Origin of the sequence: Pseudomonas sp. SWRI92 (genome assembly GCF_014268685.1) — a bacterium.
Lineage (GTDB): Bacteria > Pseudomonadota > Gammaproteobacteria > Pseudomonadales > Pseudomonadaceae > Aquipseudomonas > Aquipseudomonas marvdashtae.
In genome coordinates this window covers 184148-204577 of record NZ_JABWQY010000010.1, presented here as the reverse complement: position 1 = coordinate 204577, position 20430 = coordinate 184148, and the positions used below count along the sequence as shown (strand labels likewise).

The 20430-nt window shown below is 61.8% G+C and carries 17 protein-coding genes; 14 read left to right on the top strand and 3 right to left on the bottom strand.

Annotation, left to right across the window (positions count from 1 at the left end):
- Positions 1–1561: retention module-containing protein (locus HU762_RS17285; RefSeq protein WP_186639048.1), on the bottom strand; the 1561-nt coding region annotated here is incomplete at its 3' end.
- A 360-nt stretch (positions 1562–1921) separates the two neighbouring features.
- Between HU762_RS17285 and HU762_RS17280 the strand changes: the two genes are divergently transcribed.
- From HU762_RS17280 to HU762_RS17250, 7 genes are all read left to right on the top strand, one after another.
- A complete protein-coding gene (locus HU762_RS17280; RefSeq protein ID WP_186639046.1) occupies positions 1922–3271 on the top strand; it encodes a TolC family outer membrane protein in 1350 nt (449 codons plus the stop codon).
- A 36-nt stretch (positions 3272–3307) separates the two neighbouring features.
- Positions 3308–5464 carry a type I secretion system permease/ATPase gene (locus HU762_RS17275; protein WP_186639044.1) on the top strand — a complete coding sequence of 719 codons (2157 nt, stop codon included), beginning with the start codon at positions 3308–3310 and terminating at the stop codon, positions 5462–5464.
- On the top strand, positions 5454–6821 hold the full coding sequence (locus HU762_RS17270) for an HlyD family type I secretion periplasmic adaptor subunit (RefSeq protein ID WP_186639043.1): 1368 nt from the start codon (positions 5454–5456) through the stop codon (positions 6819–6821). The genes HU762_RS17275 and HU762_RS17270 overlap by 11 nt, the downstream gene beginning before the upstream one ends.
- Positions 6822–7126: 305 nt before the next feature.
- A complete protein-coding gene (locus HU762_RS17265) occupies positions 7127–8029 on the top strand; it encodes a TauD/TfdA family dioxygenase (protein WP_186639041.1) in 903 nt (300 codons plus the stop codon).
- Between the two features lie 37 nt (positions 8030–8066).
- Positions 8067–9092 (top strand): ABC transporter substrate-binding protein, encoded by a 1026-nt coding sequence (locus HU762_RS17260; RefSeq protein ID WP_186639039.1) that lies wholly within the window; start codon positions 8067–8069, stop codon positions 9090–9092.
- A gap of 5 nt (positions 9093–9097) precedes the next feature.
- A complete protein-coding gene (locus HU762_RS17255; protein WP_186639037.1) occupies positions 9098–9958 on the top strand; it encodes an ABC transporter ATP-binding protein in 861 nt (286 codons plus the stop codon).
- A gap of 11 nt (positions 9959–9969) precedes the next feature.
- Positions 9970–10836 (top strand): ABC transporter permease, encoded by an 867-nt coding sequence (locus HU762_RS17250; RefSeq protein ID WP_186639035.1) that lies wholly within the window; start codon positions 9970–9972, stop codon positions 10834–10836.
- A gap of 160 nt (positions 10837–10996) precedes the next feature.
- Here HU762_RS17250 and HU762_RS17245 read toward each other — a convergent pair whose 3' ends face one another.
- On the bottom strand, positions 10997–11344 hold the full coding sequence (locus tag HU762_RS17245) for a DUF6124 family protein (protein ID WP_346656872.1): 348 nt from the start codon (positions 11342–11344) through the stop codon (positions 10997–10999).
- Positions 11345–11594: 250 nt separating this feature from the next.
- Between HU762_RS17245 and HU762_RS17240 the strand changes: the two genes are divergently transcribed.
- The 7 genes from HU762_RS17240 to HU762_RS17210 all read left to right on the top strand — a co-directional run bounded on the left by HU762_RS17240 (position 11595) and on the right by HU762_RS17210 (position 19092).
- On the top strand, positions 11595–12083 hold the full coding sequence (locus HU762_RS17240) for a cell division protein (RefSeq protein WP_186639034.1): 489 nt from the start codon (positions 11595–11597) through the stop codon (positions 12081–12083).
- A complete protein-coding gene (locus HU762_RS17235) occupies positions 12076–13518 on the top strand; it encodes a TIGR01777 family oxidoreductase (RefSeq protein WP_186639032.1) in 1443 nt (480 codons plus the stop codon). Before HU762_RS17240 ends, HU762_RS17235 begins: the two co-directional genes overlap by 8 nt.
- Positions 13519–13527: 9 nt before the next feature.
- Positions 13528–15963: an alpha/beta fold hydrolase gene (locus tag HU762_RS17230; protein WP_186639031.1), complete on the top strand. Its 2436-nt coding sequence runs from the start codon at positions 13528–13530 to the stop codon at positions 15961–15963.
- A gap of 234 nt (positions 15964–16197) precedes the next feature.
- On the top strand, positions 16198–16443 hold the full coding sequence (locus HU762_RS17225; protein WP_186639029.1) for a DUF2789 domain-containing protein: 246 nt from the start codon (positions 16198–16200) through the stop codon (positions 16441–16443).
- Positions 16444–16562: 119 nt separating this feature from the next.
- A complete protein-coding gene (locus HU762_RS17220; protein WP_186639028.1) occupies positions 16563–17144 on the top strand; it encodes an alpha/beta hydrolase in 582 nt (193 codons plus the stop codon).
- Positions 17145–17192: 48 nt separating this feature from the next.
- Complete coding sequence (locus HU762_RS17215; protein ID WP_186639026.1) at positions 17193–18128, top strand: sigma 54-interacting transcriptional regulator; 936 nt, start codon at positions 17193–17195, stop codon at positions 18126–18128.
- A 181-nt stretch (positions 18129–18309) separates the two neighbouring features.
- Positions 18310–19092 (top strand): MetQ/NlpA family ABC transporter substrate-binding protein, encoded by a 783-nt coding sequence (locus HU762_RS17210; RefSeq protein WP_186639025.1) that lies wholly within the window; start codon positions 18310–18312, stop codon positions 19090–19092.
- 131 nt (positions 19093–19223) lie between these two features.
- On the opposite strand, the gene HU762_RS17205 is transcribed toward HU762_RS17210, so the two are convergent.
- Positions 19224–20384 (bottom strand): AAA family ATPase, encoded by a 1161-nt coding sequence (locus tag HU762_RS17205; RefSeq protein WP_186639023.1) that lies wholly within the window; start codon positions 20382–20384, stop codon positions 19224–19226.
- Positions 20385–20430 lie beyond the last annotated feature (46 nt).

Sequence of the window (20430 nt, the reverse complement as noted above, 5' to 3'; positions counted from 1 at the left end):
CCGCAGCAATGGTGATGACCGAGCCGTTGCTCAAGGTCACGGTCACTGGCGTTTGCGCTGGGTTGGTCAGCGTCGCGGTGTAAACAATCGAACCGCCTTCGGTGATGGTGTTGCTGGCGGTCAGCGTCAGGCCAGTGGTATCGGCCGAATCGGTAATGGTGGTCACCGCAGGCGCAGTGCTCGGGACCAGGTTCTCGAAGTTGCCGCCGGTTGCGCCGGTAATGGTGGTGCTAACCGTACTGCCGTTGTTGTAGACGTCATTGGCTGGCGTCTCGACATTGACGGTGCCCGTGGTCTGGCCCGCAGCAATGGTGATGACCGAGCCGTTGCTCAAGGTCACGGTCACTGGCGTTTGCGCTGGGTTGGTCAGCGTCGCGGTGTAAACAATCGAACCGCCTTCGGTGATGGTGTCGCTGGCCGTCAGGGTCAGGCCGGTGGTGTCCGCCGAATCAGTAATCGTGGTCACCGCAGGCGTGGTGCTCGGGACCAGGTTCTCGAAGTTGCCACCTGTTGCGCCGGTAATGGTGGTGCTAACCGTACTGCCGTTGTTGTAGAGGTCATTGGCCGGCGTATCGACGTTGACGGTGCCGGTTGTCTGGCCCGCAGCAATGGTAATGACCGAGCCGTTGCTCAAGGTCACAGTCACCGGCGTCTGACCCGGATTGGTCAGCGTGGCGGTGTAAGTGATTTGCCCGCCTTCGGTAACGGTATTGCCCGCGCTCAGGGTGACGGTCGTGGTGTCGACGGTGTCGGTGATCTGGGTCACGGCTGGCGTTGTCGGCACGGTTACGGCGATGCCGCTGCCGCCAGTGGTGCCGGTGACCGTGACGCTGATCTGGCTTGGGTCGTTGTAGACGGTGTCGTTCGGTGCGAGCGGCACGTTGACGCTGCCGGTCAGTTGCCCGGCCGGGATCACGATGACGGCACCGTTGGACAGGGTCACGGTCAGGTTGGTCAACGGCGCCTGGGTGACGGTCGCGGTGTAGACCAGCACGCCGCCGGCCTCGGTCAGGGTCGGCGTGGCGCTCAGGGTCATCGTTGCATTGAGCACGGCGTTGGCGGTCGTGTCGGCCGTGGTATCGCCGCCCAGGATGTTGTCATCGGTGGCGGCAGCCGCAGCGAGACCTTCGGTTGGAAAGCCGATCGTTGGATCGACGCTGCCGGCCGTGGCATCCAGCACGACGAAGCTGTGGCCACCACCAGCGGCACCGCCCGTTCCGGCTGCGGTTGGGCCAGCGGCGGTGGCTTCCAGCGCCGTCGTCGGGTCGACGCCTGCAGCGATGGCTTGTTGCAGTTCTTCTACAGACGGCGCGGCTTGGGCGGTGGCCTGTTCAAGGTCAGTGGAAGAATCCGGGGCGCTGGCGCTCCACTGGGTATCGCGGCCCAAGTCCAGCGTGCGGCCATCGGCCAGCTCTAATGTGACGGCACCTGCAGGCCCAGTGTCCAACTGATCGCCGACGTTCAGGCGATCGCCTTCAATGAGTACGCGCCGAATACCCTCGGGGGATACGGCGAAAACCTGACCGACAATGCTTTTGACAACGGCAATAACACTGCTCATTGAAGACTCTCCGGGTGCCGCATTCAGTAGACTTCCATGGACCCGATAGCCTTCAGGGCCAAGCGGTCTGGACGTTCATGTTCACAATTAGTAAAAGTTTTGACGCTGGAAAATTGGCATTTTTTTGACTGTTATCTTGGGTCGAATTAGTTAATGCCAAACTATTGACCTTATGCTGGCCATCCTAAACAATCGCCCCTGTAATGTCACATTGATATTTAAGCGGCGACTTGTTCTTTCGGTGCGTGTTCCAGCCCCTGTTTTGAACTTTCCGACATACGGTCATTCCGGTTGCCATCATTCGATGCAGCGCCACGTTTCGCTGTGATTCAAGACAAGAGTTTCGGGAATAAACCAACCATGCGTTCGCTCCTGCTCAAGGCTTTACCCTTCGCCCTCGCCGCCAGTTTCGTACAAGCACAAACCTTGCCGCAGGCCATGCAACAGGCGTTGGATGTTCATCCGGAAATCCAGGCAGGCGTAAACAGTCGCCTGGCCGCTGACTATCAGCTCAAGGCGGCCAAGGGCGGCTACCTGCCTAGAGTGGACCTTGCAGCCGGCTATGGCCGGGAAGGCACCGACAGTGTCACCACCCGTTCGGGCAGCAACAATCACTGGGAAACCTTGAACCGCAGCGAGTCGAGCCTGCGGTTGTCGCAGATGGTTTTTGACGGTTTTGCGACGTCCAGCGAAGTAGGGCGTCAACAAGCCAACGTCAATGCCCGCGCCTATTCCCTGCTGGATGCCTCCGAGCGCACCGGGCTGACGGTCGCCCAGGTCTACCTGGATGTGCTGACCCGCCGCGAGTTCGTACGATTGGCGGAGGAAAACCTCAAGAGCCACGAGCGCATTTTCGATCAGATCAAACTGCGCACCTCCCGCGGCGTTGGTAGCGGCGCCGACTTGGACCAGGCTGAAGCGCGCATGGCCCAGGCTCGCAACAACCTGATCACCGAGCAAACCAACCTGGCCGATGCCGAGACCAACTACCTCAGCGCCGTCGGCCAACTGCCGGATCAACTGGAGCGTCCCGTCGACTTTCTGGCGTTGCTGCCGGCCAACCTGACCGAAGCCCGCGCCCAGATGTTGGAAAACAGCCCGGTGCTGCGTTCGGCCGAAGCCGACATCGCCGCCGCCGAGCAACAGTACGAAGCGGCCAAATCGAGTTTCTACCCACGCTTCGACGCCGAGTTGGGCCGCACTGCCGACAACGACCTGGATGGCCAGAACGGCCACAACAATGAATGGCAGGCCATGCTGCGCATGCGCTTCAACCTGTACGCTGGCGGTAGCAACAAGGCGGACCTGGAATCCAAGTCCTACCTGTCCAACCAGGCGCTGGATATCCGCAACAACGCGCTGCGCCAGTTGAATGAAGAGTTGGGCCTGGCCTGGAACGCGCTCAACAACGCCAACGCCCAGGTGCCGATCGCCCAGCAATACGTCGATCGCAGCGCTAACGTGCGCACCGCCTACCAGAAGCAGTTCAGCCTTGGCGAGCGGACCCTGCTCGACTTGCTCGACAGCGAAAACGAGCTGTTCAGCGCGTCTCGTCGCCTGGCAGAAATCAAGAATGTGCAGTTATTCACCCAGTACCGAATCAAGGCAACCATGGGCCAGCTGCTGAAAAGCCAGGGTGTGGTCGCACCGTTGGCATCGGTTGTGCAGAACGACGTGAAACCCAAGGTTCAATTGCCTGGGATGAATTGAGTCATCCATCCGTTTTTCAGCGAAAGAGTGCCGAGCGTGGAATCAGAAGTCAGTCCAGTCGAACTAGTTCATGACCCGCGCACGCTGCACGATGACCCGCTGTTGGATGGTTTGCTGGCGCTCTGCATGTTGCATCAAAAGCCTGCTAGCGCGGCGATGCTCACCACCGGCCTGCCGTTGCCCAAGCAACGGCTGAGCGTCGACTTATTGTCACGTGCTGCGGCCCGTGCCGGTTTGCAAGGTCGGGTGCTGCAACGCAAGCTGGAACAGATCCCGACCATCGCCATGCCGGCGTTGTTGCTGCTTAAAGATGGCCGCAGCGCGGTGCTGCTGGGCTGGGTGGGCGACGATCAGGCGCGGCTGCTGCTCAGCGAAAGTGATGGCGGCGAAGTCACCATCAGCCGCGAGCTGCTGGCCGACGACTACAGCGGCAAGGTTTTCTTCGCCCAACCGCAGCATAAATTTGACGTTAACCACGGCACGCTCATTCCCCGGGCACGTTCGTGGTTTCGTGACACCCTCAAGCGTTCCCGCTGGCTTTACGCCGACGCCATCGCAGCCAGCCTGCTGATCAACATCATTGCCATGGCCGCGCCATTGTTCGTGATGAACGTGTATGACCGCGTGGTGCCCAACCAGGCGGAATCGACCTTGTGGGTGCTGGCGATCGGCATCACCGGCGCCTACGTGTTCGACCTGATCCTGAAGATGCTGCGCAGCCTCTGCCTGGACCTGGCGGGCAAGAAAACCGACTTGATCATCTCGGCGACCCTATTCGAGCGTATCGTCGGCATGTCCATGAAGTATCGCCCGGCGCGGGTCGGCAGCTTTGCCCAGAACATCCATGAGTTCCAGAGCCTGCGGGACTTTCTTGCGTCGCTGACCCTGACCAGCCTGATCGACCTGCCGTTCACGTTGTTGATCCTGATGGTCATCGCGATCCTTGGCGGGCACCTGGTGTGGATTCCGGTGGTGGCGTTTCCGCTTGCCCTGTTGATCGGCTATGCCCTGCAAAAGCCCTTGGTGGCAACCATGGAACGCACCATGGCCCTGGGTGCCGAGCGCCAATCCAGCCTGATCGAAACCCTTGCCGGTCTGGACGCAGTCAAGGTCAACAACGCTGAGAGCGAACGCCAATACCAATGGGAGCAGACCATCGGCACCCTCAGCCGCCTCGAACTGCGGGTGAAAATGCTGTCCGGCCTGGCGATGAACATCACCTTGCTGATCCAGCAACTGGCCGGCGTGATCATGATCGTCTTCGGTGTCTACCAGATCATCGCCGGTAACCTGAGCATGGGCGGGCTGATCGCCTGCTACATGCTCAGTGGTCGCGCCCTGAGCCCATTGGCCTCGCTGTCGGGCCTGCTGACTCGTTATCAGCAGGCACGGGTTACGATGACCTCGGTCGACCAGATGATGGAGCTGCCCCAGGAGCGCAATTTCGAAGAACGCCCGCTGAGTCGCAAGGTTCTGCAGGGCGCCATTGAATGCCGCCAGTTGAATTTCACTTACCCGAACCAGCAGAACGCCGCGTTGAAAAACATCAACCTGGTGATCAAGCCGGGCGAGAAGATTGGCATCATCGGCCGCAGCGGCTCGGGCAAGAGCTCTCTGGCCAAATTGCTGGTGGGCCTGTATCAGCCGGACGACGGCGCGTTGCTGGTGGATGGCGTGGACATCCGCCAGATCGACGTCAGCGAACTGCGCTACAACATTGGCTACGTGCCGCAGGACATCCAGCTGCTGGCCGGCACTCTGCGGGACAACCTGACCTCCGGCGCCCGTTACGTCGAAGACGAACTGGTGCTCCAGGCCGCTGAGCTCGCGGGTGTGCATGAGTTCGCCCGCCTGCATCCGCAGGGCTATGAGCTGCAAGTTGGCGAGCGCGGGCAGAACCTGTCCGGCGGTCAGCGCCAGAACGTCGCCCTGGCTCGGGCGCTGCTGCTTAACCCGCCGATCCTGCTGCTGGACGAGCCCACCAGCGCCATGGACAACACCGGTGAAGAGCGCTTGAAACAGCGGCTGGCCGCCGTGGTGGAAAACAAGACCGTGTTGCTGGTGACGCACCGGGCGTCGTTGCTGTCGCTGGTGGACCGCCTGCTGGTGATCGACCGTGGACAGATCCTCGCCGACGGTCCGAAGGCCGCCGTGATGGAAGCGTTGAAGAAGGGGCAGATCAGTGTTGCTTAAATCAGGTTTCAGGGGCGCTGTCGGCCGGTACTTCAAAGGCTCCGACTCACTGCACGGCCAACCGCTGCCCGAGGTCAACAAGGCGCTGATCGAAGATGCCCCGCGCGTGGTGCGATTGACGATCTGGGGCATCATCGGCTTCTTTGTGTTCCTGGCGCTCTGGGCCAACTTCGCCGTGATCGATGAAGTCACCAAGGGCGACGGCAAGGCGGTCCCATCGTCCAAGATCCAGAAAATCCAGAACCTTGAAGGCGGTATCGTCGCTGAGCTGTTCGTCAAGGAAGGGCAGATCGTCGAAGCCGGCGCGCCACTGATTCGCCTGGACGATACGCGGTTTGTCTCCAACGTCGGCGAAACCGAGGCGGATCGCCTGTCCATGCTGTTGCGGGTCGAGCGCCTGAGCGCCGAGGTCGATGACCGGCCGCTGAACTTCCCGGCCGATGTACTCAAGGCTGTACCGGGCCAGGCGGCGAGTGAAGAGTCGTTGTACATCAGCCGCCGCCAGCAGTTGCATGATGAAATCGGCGGCTTGCAGGAGCAATTGATCCAGCGTCAGCAGGAACTGCGCGAGTTCGCGTCCAAGCAGGCGCAGTATCGTTCCGGCCTGGCGCTGCAACGCCAGGAAATCAATATGTCCGAGCCACTGGTGGCCCAAGGCGCGGTATCGCCGGTGGAAGTGCTGCGGCTCAAGCGCGCCGAAGTCGAGACCCGTGGGCAACTGGACGCGACGACGCTGGCGATTCCACGTGCCGAATCGGCGATCAAGGAAGTGCAGCGCAAGATCGACGAGACCCGCGGCAAATTTCGCAGCGATGCCCTGACCCAACTCAACGAAGCACGCACCGACCTGAACAAGGCCCAGGCCACCGGCAAGGCCTTGGAAGACCGTGTGAGCCGTACGTTGGTGACATCGCCCGTGCGCGGCATTGTCAACAAGTTGCTGGTGAACACCATTGGCGGCGTCATCCAGCCCGGCAGCGACCTGGTGGAAATCGTGCCGCTGGATGACACGATTCTGGTGGAAGCGAAAATCCGTCCCCAGGACATCGCCTTCCTGCACCCCGGCCAGGACGCCACGGTGAAATTCACCGCGTACGACTACACCATCTACGGCGGGATGAAAGCCAAGCTGGAACAGATCGGCGCCGACACCATCACCGATGAAGACAAGAAAACCACTTACTACATCATCAAGCTGCGCACTGAACGCAGCCACCTTGGCACGCCTGAAAAACCCTTGCTGATCATCCCTGGGATGGTGGCGTCGGTGGACATCATCACCGGCAAGAAGACCGTGCTGAGCTACCTGCTCAAGCCAATCATCAAGGCCCGGGCCGAGGCGTTGCACGAGCGCTAAGTTCGCAGGTTGATCGTTCCCATGCTCCGCGTGGGAATGCCTTCTGTGACGCTCTGCGTCACGCTTTGGAACGCGGAGCGTCCCGGGCTGCGTTCCCACGCAGAGCGTGGGAACGATCATCGTCAAGTTCTGCCATATACTTATGCATTTTTAATATTTAAATTAACTTTCTTATACCCTTAAAGTCATCCCCCTGCGTACCTGCCGACCAATCGGCGCGCCGCACGACACAAACCAACACGGTGACCCCGTGAGTTTTGATCGATTGCGCGCCTATTCAAGCGCGCCGTGCGTGGGAGTGATGTATGCCAGCCGTCTCTTTTTCTCCAGATTCAAATGCCGCGGACATCGCGCCGCAGTCGTTCGAAGTCCGCCCATTCAGCGATGCGGTCGGTGCCGAGATTGTCGGCCTGGACCTGTCCCAACCGATCAACGACCAGGACTTCGCCCGCATCCACCGCGCACACCTGGACTATCACGTCGTGGTGTTCCGCGACCAGCGCATCACCCCCGAGCAGCACATCGCCTTCAGCCGCCGTTTTGGCGTGCTGCAGATCCATGTGCTCAAGCAATTTCTGCTGGCCGGGCACCCGGAAATCCTCATCGTTTCCAACATCATTGAAAATGGCCAATCCATCGGCTTGGGGGACGCCGGCAAATTCTGGCACTCGGACCTTTCCTATAAGGAACTGCCCAGCCTCGGCTCGATGCTCCACGCCCAGGAGCTGCCGAGCGAAGGCGGCGACACGCTGTTCGCCGACATGCACAAAGCCTGGGACGGTCTGCCCGAAGCGCTGCGTAAAGCAGTAGAAGGCCGTTCAGCCGCGCACTCCTACACGGCGCGCTACAGCGAAACCAAATTTGAAGGCAACTGGCGCCCGACGTTGACGCCGGAGCAACTGGCCCAGGTTGCTGAAGTCGTGCATCCCATCGTGCGTACCCACCCGGAAACCGGGCGCAAGGCGTTGTTCGTCAGCGAAGGTTTCACCACACGCATCGTCGGCCTGCCGGAGGATGAAAGCAAAGCCATCCTCGCGCAGCTGTATACCCACAGCGTGTTGCCTCAAAACATCTATCGCCATCAATGGCAGCCCCATGACTTGGTGTTCTGGGACAACCGCTCGCTGATCCACCTGGCCGCCGGTTGCCCGAGCCATCTGCGCCGCAAGCTGTATCGCACCACTATCCAGGGCGACGCCCCTTTCTGATCGGCTGCGCAGCGCGCAAAGAGCCCGGAGAACCATCATGTCCAAACGCATCGCTTTTGCACCGCTGGCCGCCGCCATTGGCCTGGGGTTCAGCTTGCTCGCCGGCAGCCTGGTCGCGCCGACCAGCGCCCAGGCCGAGGGCGAGATTCGGATCGCCGAGCAGTTCGGCATCGTCTACCTGTTGCTGAACGTGGTCCGCGACCAGCAATTGATCGAGAAGCATGGCAAGGAGGAGGGCATCGATATCAAGGTCGATTGGACCCAACTGTCGGGCGGCGCGGCGGTCAACGACGCGTTGCTGTCGGGCTCCATCGACATTGCCGGGGCCGGCGTCGGGCCGTTGTTGACGGTGTGGGACCGCACCCGTGGCAAGCAGAACGTCAAGGCCGTGGCCTCCCTGGGCAACTTTCCCTATTACCTGTTGAGCAACAACCCGAACGTCAAGACCATCGCCGACTTCACCGAGAAGGACCGCATCGCGGTGCCGGCGGTGGGTGTTTCGGTGCAATCGCGTTTCTTGCAATACGCCGCCGCCAAGCAGTGGGGCGACAAGAACTTCAATCGCCTCGACAAGTACACCCTGGCGGTCCCGCACCCAGACGCCACGGCGGCGTTGATTGCCGGAGGCACCGAGTTGACCGGGCACTTTTCCAACCCGCCGTTTCAGGACCAGGCCCTGCAAAACCCCAGCGTCCACGTGGTGCTCAATTCTTACGACGTGCTCGGGCCAAACTCGCCCACGGTGCTGTTCGCCACCGAGAAATTCCGCGAGGAAAATCCGAAGACCTACAAGGCATTCGTCGAGGCGCTGACTGAAGCGGCCGACTTCGCCCAGAAGGACAAAGGCGCGGCGGCGGACACCTACCTGCGGGTGACCAAGGCCAAGATCGACCGGGCGACCTTGTTGAAAATCATCGACAACCCGCAGATCGAATTCACCGTCACCCCGAAAAACACCTACCCGCTGGCGGAATTCCTCTATCGCGTCGGCGCCATCAAGAACAAGCCGGCGTCGTGGGAAGACTATTTCTTCCAGGACGCCAAACCGTTGCAGGGGAGCTGATTGTCATGAACGCGCCATTGCAAGGCCACGCGGCCAGCAACGCCACCCGTGCCGATACCGCGTTGTTGTCGGTGGATAACGTCAGCCTGGAATACCGCACCCCACAGCGGGTGGTGCGGGCCACCCACCAGGTGAGTTTTGAAGTCGACCCGGCGGACCGTTTTGTCTTGCTCGGCCCGTCCGGGTGCGGCAAGTCCACGCTGCTCAAGGCCATTGGTGGTTTCATCGCGCCGTGCGAAGGCGAGATTCGCTTGCAAGGCCACACCGTCAGCGCGCCGGGGCCGGACCGGATCGTGGTGTTCCAGGAATTCGACCAACTGCCGCCGTGGAAAACCGTCAAGCAGAACGTGATGTTCGCGCTGCTGGCGTCGGGCACGCTCAAGCGTCGCGAAGCCGAGGAGCGGGCGCTGCATTACCTCGACAAAGTAGGGCTGGCAGCGTTTGCCGATGCCTACCCTCATACGTTGTCCGGTGGCATGAAGGCCCGCGTCGCCATTGCTCGGGCACTGGCGATGCAGCCGAAAATCCTGCTGATGGACGAGCCCTTCGCCGCCCTCGATGCCCTGACCCGACGCAAGATGCAGGAAGAATTGCTGCTGCTCTGGGAGGAGGTGCGTTTCACCCTGCTGTTCGTCACTCACTCCATCGAAGAGGCGCTGGTGGTGGGCAATCGCATCCTGTTGCTGTCACCGCACCCAGGGCGGGTCCGGGCGGAAATCCACAGCCATCAATACGATTTGCACAGCCTCGGCGGCGTCGGGTTCCAGCACACGGCGCGGCGGATTCATTCGCTGCTGTTCGAGCAAGGCCAGTCACCGGATGCCGAACGCGAGCTGGGTTTCGCCGACATTCGTATCGCGTATTGAGAGGAGCTTCCATGAGCCAGTTATCGCCTGTGCGCGAAGAATACGAAGTCGACCTGCAACCGCTGACCCATGTGCCGCTGGAGCGGGAATTGCCCCTGGGCCAGCGCCTCTGGCAACAAGGTTGGCTGCGTAAAAGTCTGATCCTGATTGTGCTGGCGCTGCTGTGGGAGGGCGTGGCGCGTTACCAGAACAACGACCTGCTGCTGCCGAGCTTCCTGCAGACCGCCAGCGCGTTGTACGACGGTATGCTCAGCGGCGAGCTATTGGGCAAGGTCTGGATTTCCCTGGTGGTGCTGCTCAAGGGCTATCTACTGGGCATCATCCTGGCGTTTGGCTTGACCACCTTGGCGGTGTCGACCCAGTTGGGCCGCGACCTGCTCAGCACCTTGACGTCGATGTTCAATCCGCTGCCGGCCATCGCCCTGTTGCCGTTGGCGCTGCTGTGGTTCGGTCTGGGGCAGAACAGCCTGATTTTCGTGTTGGTGCATTCGGTGCTCTGGGCGCTGGCGTTGAACATGTACGCGGGATTTCTTGGCGTGTCGGAAACGCTGCGCATGGCCGGGCGCAACTACGGGCTCAAGGGGTTGCGCTTTGTCTTGTTCATCCTGATCCCGGCGGCCCTGCCGTCAATCCTCGCCGGGCTGAAAATCGGCTGGGCCTTCGCCTGGCGCACCCTGATCGCCGCCGAGCTGGTGTTCGGCGCCACCAGCGGCAAGGGCGGCTTGGGCTGGTACATCTTCCAGAACCGCAACGAGCTGTATACCGACAAAGTGTTTGCCGGATTGGCGGTGGTGATCCTTATCGGTTTGCTGGTAGAGAACCTGGTGTTCGACAGTTTGGAACGGGTGACGGTGAAGCGTTGGGGGATGCAACGGTGATTCGGTAGAACACCGTTGTGGCGAGGGAGCTTGCTCCCGCTCGGCTGCGCAGCAGTCGCGAAACCAGGCAATGCGGTCAGCCTGCAGGAATGCTGGGGGCCTGCTTCGCAGGCCAGCGGGAGCAAGCTCCCTCGCCACGGGGGATGGGTTGTCTGGTCTTTCAACCCGACGCTTGAACCTCCAGCCGATCCATCGCCCGCTCCACTAACAAATGCACCCCGTCGGCCATTCGACTGATCGCCAGAATCACGCTACGGCGTGAGCCGTCGATGTCATCAGCCAGGTCGGCGGCGATGGCGCTGATGGAGAGCAGGTCTTCGGAGGCATTGGCGAGCAGGGTTTCGGTATCGATGTCTGGGGCGACCATGAAGAGCTGGGCGGTTTGGGATCTGGCTGAGGCTTTGCCGGCTGGTTTGGGGTTGAGGTAGTAGTCGAGGGCGCGCTCGGCGGCTTTTTTGATCGTTCCCACGCTCTGCGTGGGAATGCATCCCGTGACGCTCTGCGTCACCTTCCAGAAAGCGGGACGCGGAGCGTCCCTGGCGACATTCCCACGCAGGAGCGTGGGAACGATCGAGATGTATTTTCAGCCTTAAAATCAGACAGTTGCAATTTGTTCCATGAGAGCTTGCTCCCGCTGGCCTGCGAAGCAGGCCTCGTTTGGGGCGGATTTTATTTATCGCTGCCAGCCCATCAGCCAAGTAAAGCCCCCTCCATTTCCTTTAGACTGGCCAGCCTCAAGCAAGCCTTCAGGACATGGAATGCCAACCCCGCACAGCCCTCTTCGCAAAGCCCTGGTCGTTTGGTTGTACGCGGCGGCCCTGATGCACCTGCTCGCCGGCCTCACGCTGACGTGGGCCGGTCACTCTGGCTTGCTCGATAACTACTTGAACACCATCGAACAGGCTTTCTGGGGCGTCAATGCGGTTCCCGTCACGGCCCGCGAGCAACAAGTCTGGTGGCTGGCCTTGTTCGGCGCCACGTTGCAAAGCTACGCGCTGTACATGCTTGCCCTCGTGCACATCGGCAATCGATTCAAAAGTGCAATGCCCTGGGGCTGGCTGATCGTCGGCATCCTGCTGTGGGCGCCCCAGGACATGCTGGTTTCCGCCCAAGCCCGAGTCTGGTCGCACCTGTGGTTCGACAGCGTCGCCCTGCTCGTTTTACTGCCGCCGCTGTTCTGGCTCTATCGCCACGACCGCCGTACCTCCCTGACTGACACCGCGCCGAGTGCATCCAACCATGGCTGATTTTTCACCGCTGGACTGGGCGATCGCCCTGCTGATTGCCCAGGCCATCCTCGGTGCGCTGGACACCCTGTATCACCACGAACTCACCGTCGCCTTGCCTTATCGCCACAGTGCGCGGCTGGAGCTGTCGATCCACGCTTTGCGCTCGTGCTTCTACGGAATCCTGTTCCTGGGCATGGCACATCTGGCCTTCGAGGGGACGTGGGCGACTGTCATTGCGCTGCTGTTCGCCCTGGAGATTTGCCTGACGCTCTGGGACTTCGTGGTCGAGGACCGCAGCCGCAAGCTGCCACCCATCGAACGGATCATGCACACGGTGCTGGCGGTCAACGGCGGGGCCTTTTTTGCGTTGTACGGCGTGCAACTGGCGCAGTGGGCGAGTCTGCCCACCGGCCTGAGCGGAATCGACCTGGGCTGGCGCGGCTGGCTGCTGACCTTGTTCGCCATTGGCGTCACGGCTTCGGGGATTCGCGACGGCTTGGCGGCCTTGCGCATGCAACGCGCGGGCAAGCCCGCCAACCCGTTTGCCGGTGGCGCCTACAAACGCGTGCTGGTCACCGGGGGCACCGGGTTTATCGGCGAAACTCTGGTCAATCAATTGCTCGACGCCGGGCACACGGTCAGCGTGCTCGCTCGCGATCCACTGAAAGCGGCCTATCTGTTTGACGGCCGCGCGCGCTGCCTGCGTTCGCTGGGCAAGCTGGGTCATGACGAAACCTTCGATGTGGTGATCAACCTGGCGGGCGCGCCGGTGGCCGGGCCGCGTTGGAGCCCCAAGCGTCAGGCGCAACTCATCGCCAGCCGGGTCAACACCACCGAAGCCTTGATGACCTGGTTGAAAAACGCCCGGCACAAACCGGCGTTGTGGATACAGGCCTCGGCTGTCGGCTTCTACGGTGTGCGTGACGCCAGCGAAAGCCTCGATGAAAGTGCCGCCCAGGGCGATGGCTTCATGGCTGAACTCTGCGTGCGTTGGGAAGCCTCGGCTCGGCCCGCCACGGAGTTGGGCGTGCGCCAGGTGGTGATGCGCCTGGGCGTGGTGTTCGGTCCGGGCGGTGCGTTGCTGCCGTTGCTGATTCCGTTTCGCCTGGGGTTCGGCGGGCGGATGGGTGACGGTCGGCAAATCATGAGTTGGGTGCACCGCGACGACGTGATCCAAGTGATCGCCCGTGCCTTCGACGACGAAAGCCTGAGCGGCACCTACAACCTGGTGGCGCCGGAAACGGTCAGCCAGGCACGGTTCGCCGAACGCGTCGGCAAGGTGCTCAAGCGTCCGGTGTGGTTCCACATTCCTGCCGCGCCGGTGCGCGCCTTGGCAGGCGAAATGGCCCAGCTGTTTTTCGATGGCCAGCGCGTGGTGCCCAATCGTCTCGTCGAGGCCGGCTACACGTTCCGTTACCCGACGCTCGACGCTGCCCTGCGCGACCTGGCCTGAGGAGCGCCCATGAGCAAGCCCCGGATGTACCTGCTGGCCGGCAACGGCAGCGCCGCCGATTGGTGGGACGACGCGTTGCCGCACTTTCAACACCACGACGTGGTGCCACTGGAACTGCCCGGTTTCGGCAACAACCCCCAAGCCCCTTGTGAAGATTTGGCGGCCTACGCCCAGGCGTTGCTGGCGGCGACGGTCCGGGGCAGCGCGATCATGGCGGTCGGGGTCAACGCCTTGCTGGTGCTACACGCCTTGCAACGTCAGCCGGGACACTTTTGTCGCAGCGTGTTGCTGGCGCCGGTGGGCGCGTTTTTGTGGCAGCGGCGACTGCCGGCGCTGATGTCGCCGCTACCGATCCGCAAGACCATTCACTGGCTGCTGGCGAACAAGCCGACATTGTTTGCCCACAAGTTTTCCAGCCAGGCCTGGACACCCGCGCAATACCAGCGCATGGGCGCCGGGTACGCTCGTTGCCGGGCCTTTGTGCCGCATTGGGACTTGGTGCGCGCCGATACGGCGTTGCCGTTGCTGGAGTGGATCACCGACCCGGTCGAACTGGTGTGGGGCGATCAGGACAAAGTGTTGGGCGTCGCCCAAGCGGCGGCCTGGTCGGCCATTCTGGCCCGTGCCGATTTGACCATCAGCTTGAAGCCCGGCTGGGGCCATTATCCGTGGATCGATTCACCGGCTGAATTCGCGGCGTGGCTGGAGTCCGGTGAGCGTGGTTTCGTCGCGCACACCAAGGGCGGCCGTTTACGTCTGGCGGCACTGGCTGGGCAGCCGGTGCCGGCGGCGCTGTCGCTCAACGATTGCCATGACCCGCGCTTGCCGGGTTTTCTCAGCAGCCAGCCGGACGCCATCTGGGCCGTGCGTTCCTCCAGCTACGGGGAGGATCAGGCCGATGCGGCGAATGCGGGCTTGAGCACCACGTACCTGCGCGAACCGACGCACAACGTACCTGCGCGCATTGCCGAGTTGAGCGCGGCGGGCGTCGAGGAAGTGGTGGTGCAGCGGTTCATCACGCCACGGCTGTCTGGGATCGCGTTCGTGCGTCACCTGTCCGTTGAATTGGAATGGGTCGAAGGTCATCTGGAGTCGTTGGCCGATGGCCAGGTGAGCCCCGAGCGCGCGGTTATTTCCCGTCTCGGCGAGTCATGGAACAGCGGCACGTTCAAGCCAGTCCACGGCCTGACCGCCGACGCGCTGTGGCAGTTTCTCCAAGACGTACTGCGGGTCTTTCACTACGTGCCTGGCGACGTCGAATGGGCTTGGGACGGCACCCAATTGTGGCTGCTGCAATACCGGCCCATCAGCGACTACGGCTGGCGTCGGCACCTGACCGCCGCCAACATCGCCGAGATCCTGCCGCCGCAACCCAGCGTTCTGGTGGAGTACGCCCAGCGCCGCGCGGCGTCGAGCATTCCGGCGATCATGGCGCGTTGGGATTCACGGGTGTTGCAGGATAACGAGCCTTTCACGGCGGTGTTCGGCGGCGCTTCGTATATCAACAACGACCTGTTTCTTGCCCGGCTGGCCGACTGGGGCATCAGCGCCAGCAGCTACGCCGGCGAGGTTGGCGGCGCGACCCCGCACCTGCCTTGGCAACCACTGCGCCTGCTGCGGTCGCTGCCGTTGTTCCTGCGCATGCAACGCATCGCCCGCGGGCATTTGCTGACGCTGGAAAACGGTTTGCGACGTTTTGATCGAGAGCTGTCCGAACTGATCGGACAGGGCGCAGACGGTCAGCAACTGGCCGACTGGTTTACCCGTTTTTATGTATTCGTGGTGCAGGGCAACCTGTGCATCGCCAGCGCCTTGGCCAGCAGTGGCGGCGACTGGCTGGGCAGGCCACCGACCGCCTATGACAACCTTGAAAACAGCCCTCATCGGCTGCCGTGGGAGACCGATCCGGCCACGCCACGCCCGGCGCCGACGGAGCTGCCATTGCAAGCATTTCCACAATGGCCGTTGGCGATTCGCCTGGCCCATGGCGTCGGTCTGCCGGGGTTGCGCGGCTATTACTTGCAGGTGCGCGAATGGTATCGCGACAACCTGATGCGGATTTTCTTCCGCCTGCACCACGCCATGCCGAGCATTGACCGTGAGCGCTGGTTTGCCCCGCACCCGGACATCCGCAGCCGCGACGGCAGCTTCTGGCAGGACGGTCGCGAAGGCACCGAGCAGGCGAGCGGCTTCCTGATCTACCCGGGCCAGGCCCAGGGCATCCTGGGTGAGCACATCCTGCTGGAAGACACTCTGGACCCGGGCCGCCACGCCCACTACCAAGGCGCCCGCGCGGTGATCGCGCGCATGGGTGGCCGCCTGTCCCACGGCTCGACGCTGCTGCGTGAGTTGCGCAAACCTTCGGCTGTGCTGCCTCAGGTGGATGTGGGTTGGTTGGGGCGTGAGGTGGTGTATTGCGATGGGGTGTTGAGGTTGGTGGATTAGGCCGCGCGATGATCTGTCGATCATAGAACCCGTGGCGAGGGAGCTTGCTCCCGCTGGGTTGCGCAGCAACCCCAAGCAATTTGAATGCGATCTGCCTGACGCACCGAGGCGCCAGGATTTGGGACTGCTGCGCAGTCCAGCGGGAGCAAGCTCCCTCGCCACGGTGTGCTCGGCTCCTAGCGACTAGACTGCAGGAATAGAGCCCTGCCATCCGTTCATGCCCAGGAGTCCCGCATGGAAAGCCTGATCCACACGCTTCCCGCATTGTTCAAACAACTCGGTCTGCCCGACGATGCCGTCAGCATCGATCAGTTCATCGCCAGTCACTCGCCGCTCAAACCCGAACTTCACCTGTCCGATGCGTTTTTCTGGAGCGAGGGCCAGCGGCAGTTGCTGCGCGACGAGATTCTTGAAGACGCGGACTGGGCGTTGGTGGTGGATCAGCTTGACGTGCTATTGCGTAAGGGGCGCACCGAGTGAGTTCCCATTCTTGAAATCCGTTATTCCGTTATCGAATTAATAAATAGCTTCTTATTCCTTAAACAATATAACTCTCCTCCTTATACTCGTCCGGGAACAGACACGCAGGAGAGCAACCCATGCGCAACGAATCGATTCGCTACCTGATTGTGCCGGGCTGGCAAGGATCGCCGGAAAATCATTGGCAGACCCATTGGCAGAACAGCCTGCCCAACAGTGCCCGGGTCGAGCAGGCCGACTGGCTGACGCCTCGGCGTGAAGACTGGGTCGCCGCGTTGGCCGAGGCCATCGCGGCCGACAGCACGCCGGTGATTCTCATTGCCCACAGCCTGGGTTGCATCACGGTCGCGCATTGGGCGGCCACTGCGCCGGTGCAAATGCTGCGGCAGATTCGTGGGGCGTTGCTGGTGGCGCCAGCGGACGTCGAGCGGCCGGCCTGCACGCCGGCGCTGCGCAATTTTGCGCCGATTCCGACCGACCTGCTGCCGTTCCCCAGCCAAGTGGTCAGCTCCGACAATGACGCAGCGGTGAGTGCCGCGCGTGCTGTGGAGCTGGCGCGCAATTGGGGAGCCGAGGCCGGCATCCTGGCCGGAGCGGGGCATATCAACGTGAAGTCCGGCCACCAGCGTTGGGAGCAGGGCTTCGCTTATCTCTATCGCTTGCAAAGCCGCATGGAGCACCACGCCCTGCGTCGCGCCTGAATTTTTTAGCGCCCCCCGTCTCCCGGCGGTTTGGGGCGGGAGCCTGCCATGAGCCTGCATGAAACCGTCGGCCAGCCCTTGCTGACCTTTCCCGATGCGGAAAAAAGCCCCCTGAGTATCCGCGCCAAGGCGCTGGTGTTCGTCGACCCGCGTTCACGGCAGTTGCGCCAGGAACTGGAAGAACTGGCGCCGCGCTCGGTCTCGGTGTTGATTCGTGGCGAGACCGGTACAGGCAAGGAACTGCTGGCCCGGCACATCCACCGCGAAAGTGATCGCGCCGGGCTGTTTGTCTCGGTCAACTGCGGGGCTATCAGCCCGACTTATGCCGACGCCGAATTGTTCGGTTATGCCGCCGGCAGCCATAGCGGTTCGGCCAGCAGCCGGGCGGGGTGGTTCGGCTCGGCCAATGGCGGCACGTTGTATCTGGACGAAATCGGTGACTTGCCGCTGGCGATTCAGATCAAGTTGCTGGCCGCGCTGGAAAATCATGAAGTCACCCGCGTCGGCGCCCACCAGCCGAGCCCCGTGGATGTGCGCTTGGTGGCGGCCACCAGTATCGACCTGGCGCAAGCAGTGGCCGCCGGGAAATTCCACGACCGGCTTTATCACTATCTGGGTGAAGGCCGGCTCGAATTGCCGGCCCTGCGTGAACGAGTGGGCGATATCCTGTCCCTGGCCGAGTACTTCCTGGGCATTTACAGCCAGCGCTTGGGCCTGACGGTGCCGCTGATCAGCGAAGCGGCGCAGCAGGCACTCGAACGGCACAGCTGGCCGGGCAATACCCGCGAACTGGAAAACGTCATCCACTTCGCGTTGCTGGTCAGCACCGGGGATGAGATTTTACCGGAACACTTGAATCTGCCGTCCCAGCTTTCGAGCCTGGAGCTGATTGAGCAGCAGATATCCCACGTCATTGCGCAGGGCTCGGAAGCCGAGCGCGCGGCTCTGACGGCGCTGATCACTCGATTGAATCAAAAGCTTTAGAGGAAATACCGCCAAGGGCAATTTTCCTATATGAGGAAAATGAATATGAACTTGAATAAAAGATATTGTTAAGGCATAAAAAATGTCGGTATCTTCCGCACCACGCCAGCGATAGCACTTCGCTGGCACTCCCACGTTGGCCGTCGTCCATGACGACAGTGATATTCGATAAGGACACTGCATGAAAAAGGTTCTGTTGTTCACCGCATTGGCGGCAGCCCTGACCTCGGGCCTGGCCCAGGCGGCGGAGAAACTGGTTGTGGCGGCCACGCCGGTGCCCCACGCTGAAATTCTCGAGCTGATCAAGCCGGCCCTGGCCAAAGAAGGCGTGGATCTGCAAATCAAGGTGTTCACCGACTACGTCCAACCTAACGTTCAGGTTGACCAGAAGCGCCTGGACGCCAACTACTTCCAGACCCTGCCTTACCTCAAGAGCTTCAACGAAGGCAAAGGCACCAACCTGGTAACCGTGATCGGCGTGCACGTCGAACCGTTTGGCGGCTACTCGAAAAAGGTCAAGAGCCTGGCCGAGCTCAAGGATGGCGCAACCATCGCCATCCCTAACGAAGGCAGCAACAGCGGCCGTGCTTTGATCCTGCTGCAGAAGGCTGGCCTGATCAAACTCAAGGACCCGAAAAACGCCCTGGCAACGCCGAAAGACATCGCTGAGAACCCGAAGAACTTCAAGTTCAAGGAATTGGAATCGGCTATGCTGCCGCGCGTGCTGGATCAAGTTGACCTGGACATGATCAACACCAACTACGCGTTGGAAGCGGGTCTCAACCCGGCTAAAGATGCGCTGGTCATCGAAGGTGCGGATTCGCCTTACGTGAACTTCCTGGTGGCCCGCCCCGACAACAAGGACAGCCCGGCCATGCAGAAACTCGCCAAGGCCCTGACCAGTCCGGAAGTGAAGGCGTTCATCGAGAAGAAATACAGCGGCGCGGTATTGCCGGCGTTCTGATTCGCCCGGTAAGCCTTTTCGCAGTTTCCAACGCCGACGGCTAATGCAGCGTCGGCGTTATCGTTCCCAGCTCTACGTGGGAATGCCTCCGGGGACGCTCTGCGTCCAGTGAAACGGTGCGTCAGCGCCAGCTAGTCCGGCCAATGCCACGCCGGTTCATCCAGCGCCCGTTGTCCAACGATCCCGGTCTGTCCCAGCTCCTTCTCCAACACGATGCAATTGCAGTGCTCGTCCTGCTCCAATGCCGCGATCAGGCGCGTGGCATGGGAAACGACCCACACTTGGCAATTTGCCGAAGCGCGGACAATCAATCGCGCCAAGGCCGGCAACAGGTCCGGGTGCAGGCTGGTCTCCGGTTCGTTGAGCACCATCAGCGAGGGCGGTCGCGGCGTGAGCAAAGCGGCTACCAGCAGCAAATAGCGCAGGGTCCCGTCCGACAGTTCGGCAGCGGACAGCGGCCGCAGCAGGCCATGTTGCTGGAATGCGATGGCAAAACGTCCGCCCTGGAGTTTGTCGATGCGCAGTTGGGCGCCGGGAAACGCGTCACCGATAGCGGCATGCAGGGCCTCGAAGTCGCCGATTTCCAGAATGGTTTGCAGCGCTGCCGCCAAGTCACGCCCATCGTGATGCAACACCGGGGTGCGCGTGCCCAGTTGCGGCTGGCGCACCGGGGCATCGGCGTCGCTGCGAAAGTGGTCGTAGAAGCGCCAGCGACGGATGAACTCACGCATCTGCAGCACTTCTGGCGAAGCGCGCAGGCTGCCGACCTGGTCGAACAGGCTGTCGAAGCTGGGCGTATGTTGGGCCAATACGTCCCAGGAGCGGTCCTCACGGGCGCGAATCATCGGCCCGTTGCGGTCCACCAGCAGGCTGGCAGGACGAAAGACCGGACCGGCCCAGATGCATTCCCGCTTGATTTCAGGATCAAGCGAAAACGCCGAGCGGCTGGGTTCCGGCAGTCCCAGCGAGATTGAGTAGCTGAAGTCTTCCCCGGCGAATCCAAGGCGCAGGCGCTTGGTGCCCTGTCGCACCGTTGCCTGGACCGGCACTTCGCCGTTGCGCATGCGTCGGCTGATTTCCTCGGGCCCTGCCCAAAAGGTCGAGTCCAGCCCGCCTTCACGGGCCAAGGCGTTGACCACCCCGCCTTGCGCCGTTTCGGCCAGCAGGCGCAGGGCGCGATAGAGATTGGATTTGCCGCTGCCGTTGGGCCCGGTGATCAGGTTCAGCCGGCCCAGTGGAATCACCAGCTTGTTGATGGACCGGTAGTTGGCCACCGCCAAGGTCTTGAGCACGCCTATTTCCTTTTTGCATGGACGTCAGCAGCCAGTCTGCCCGATT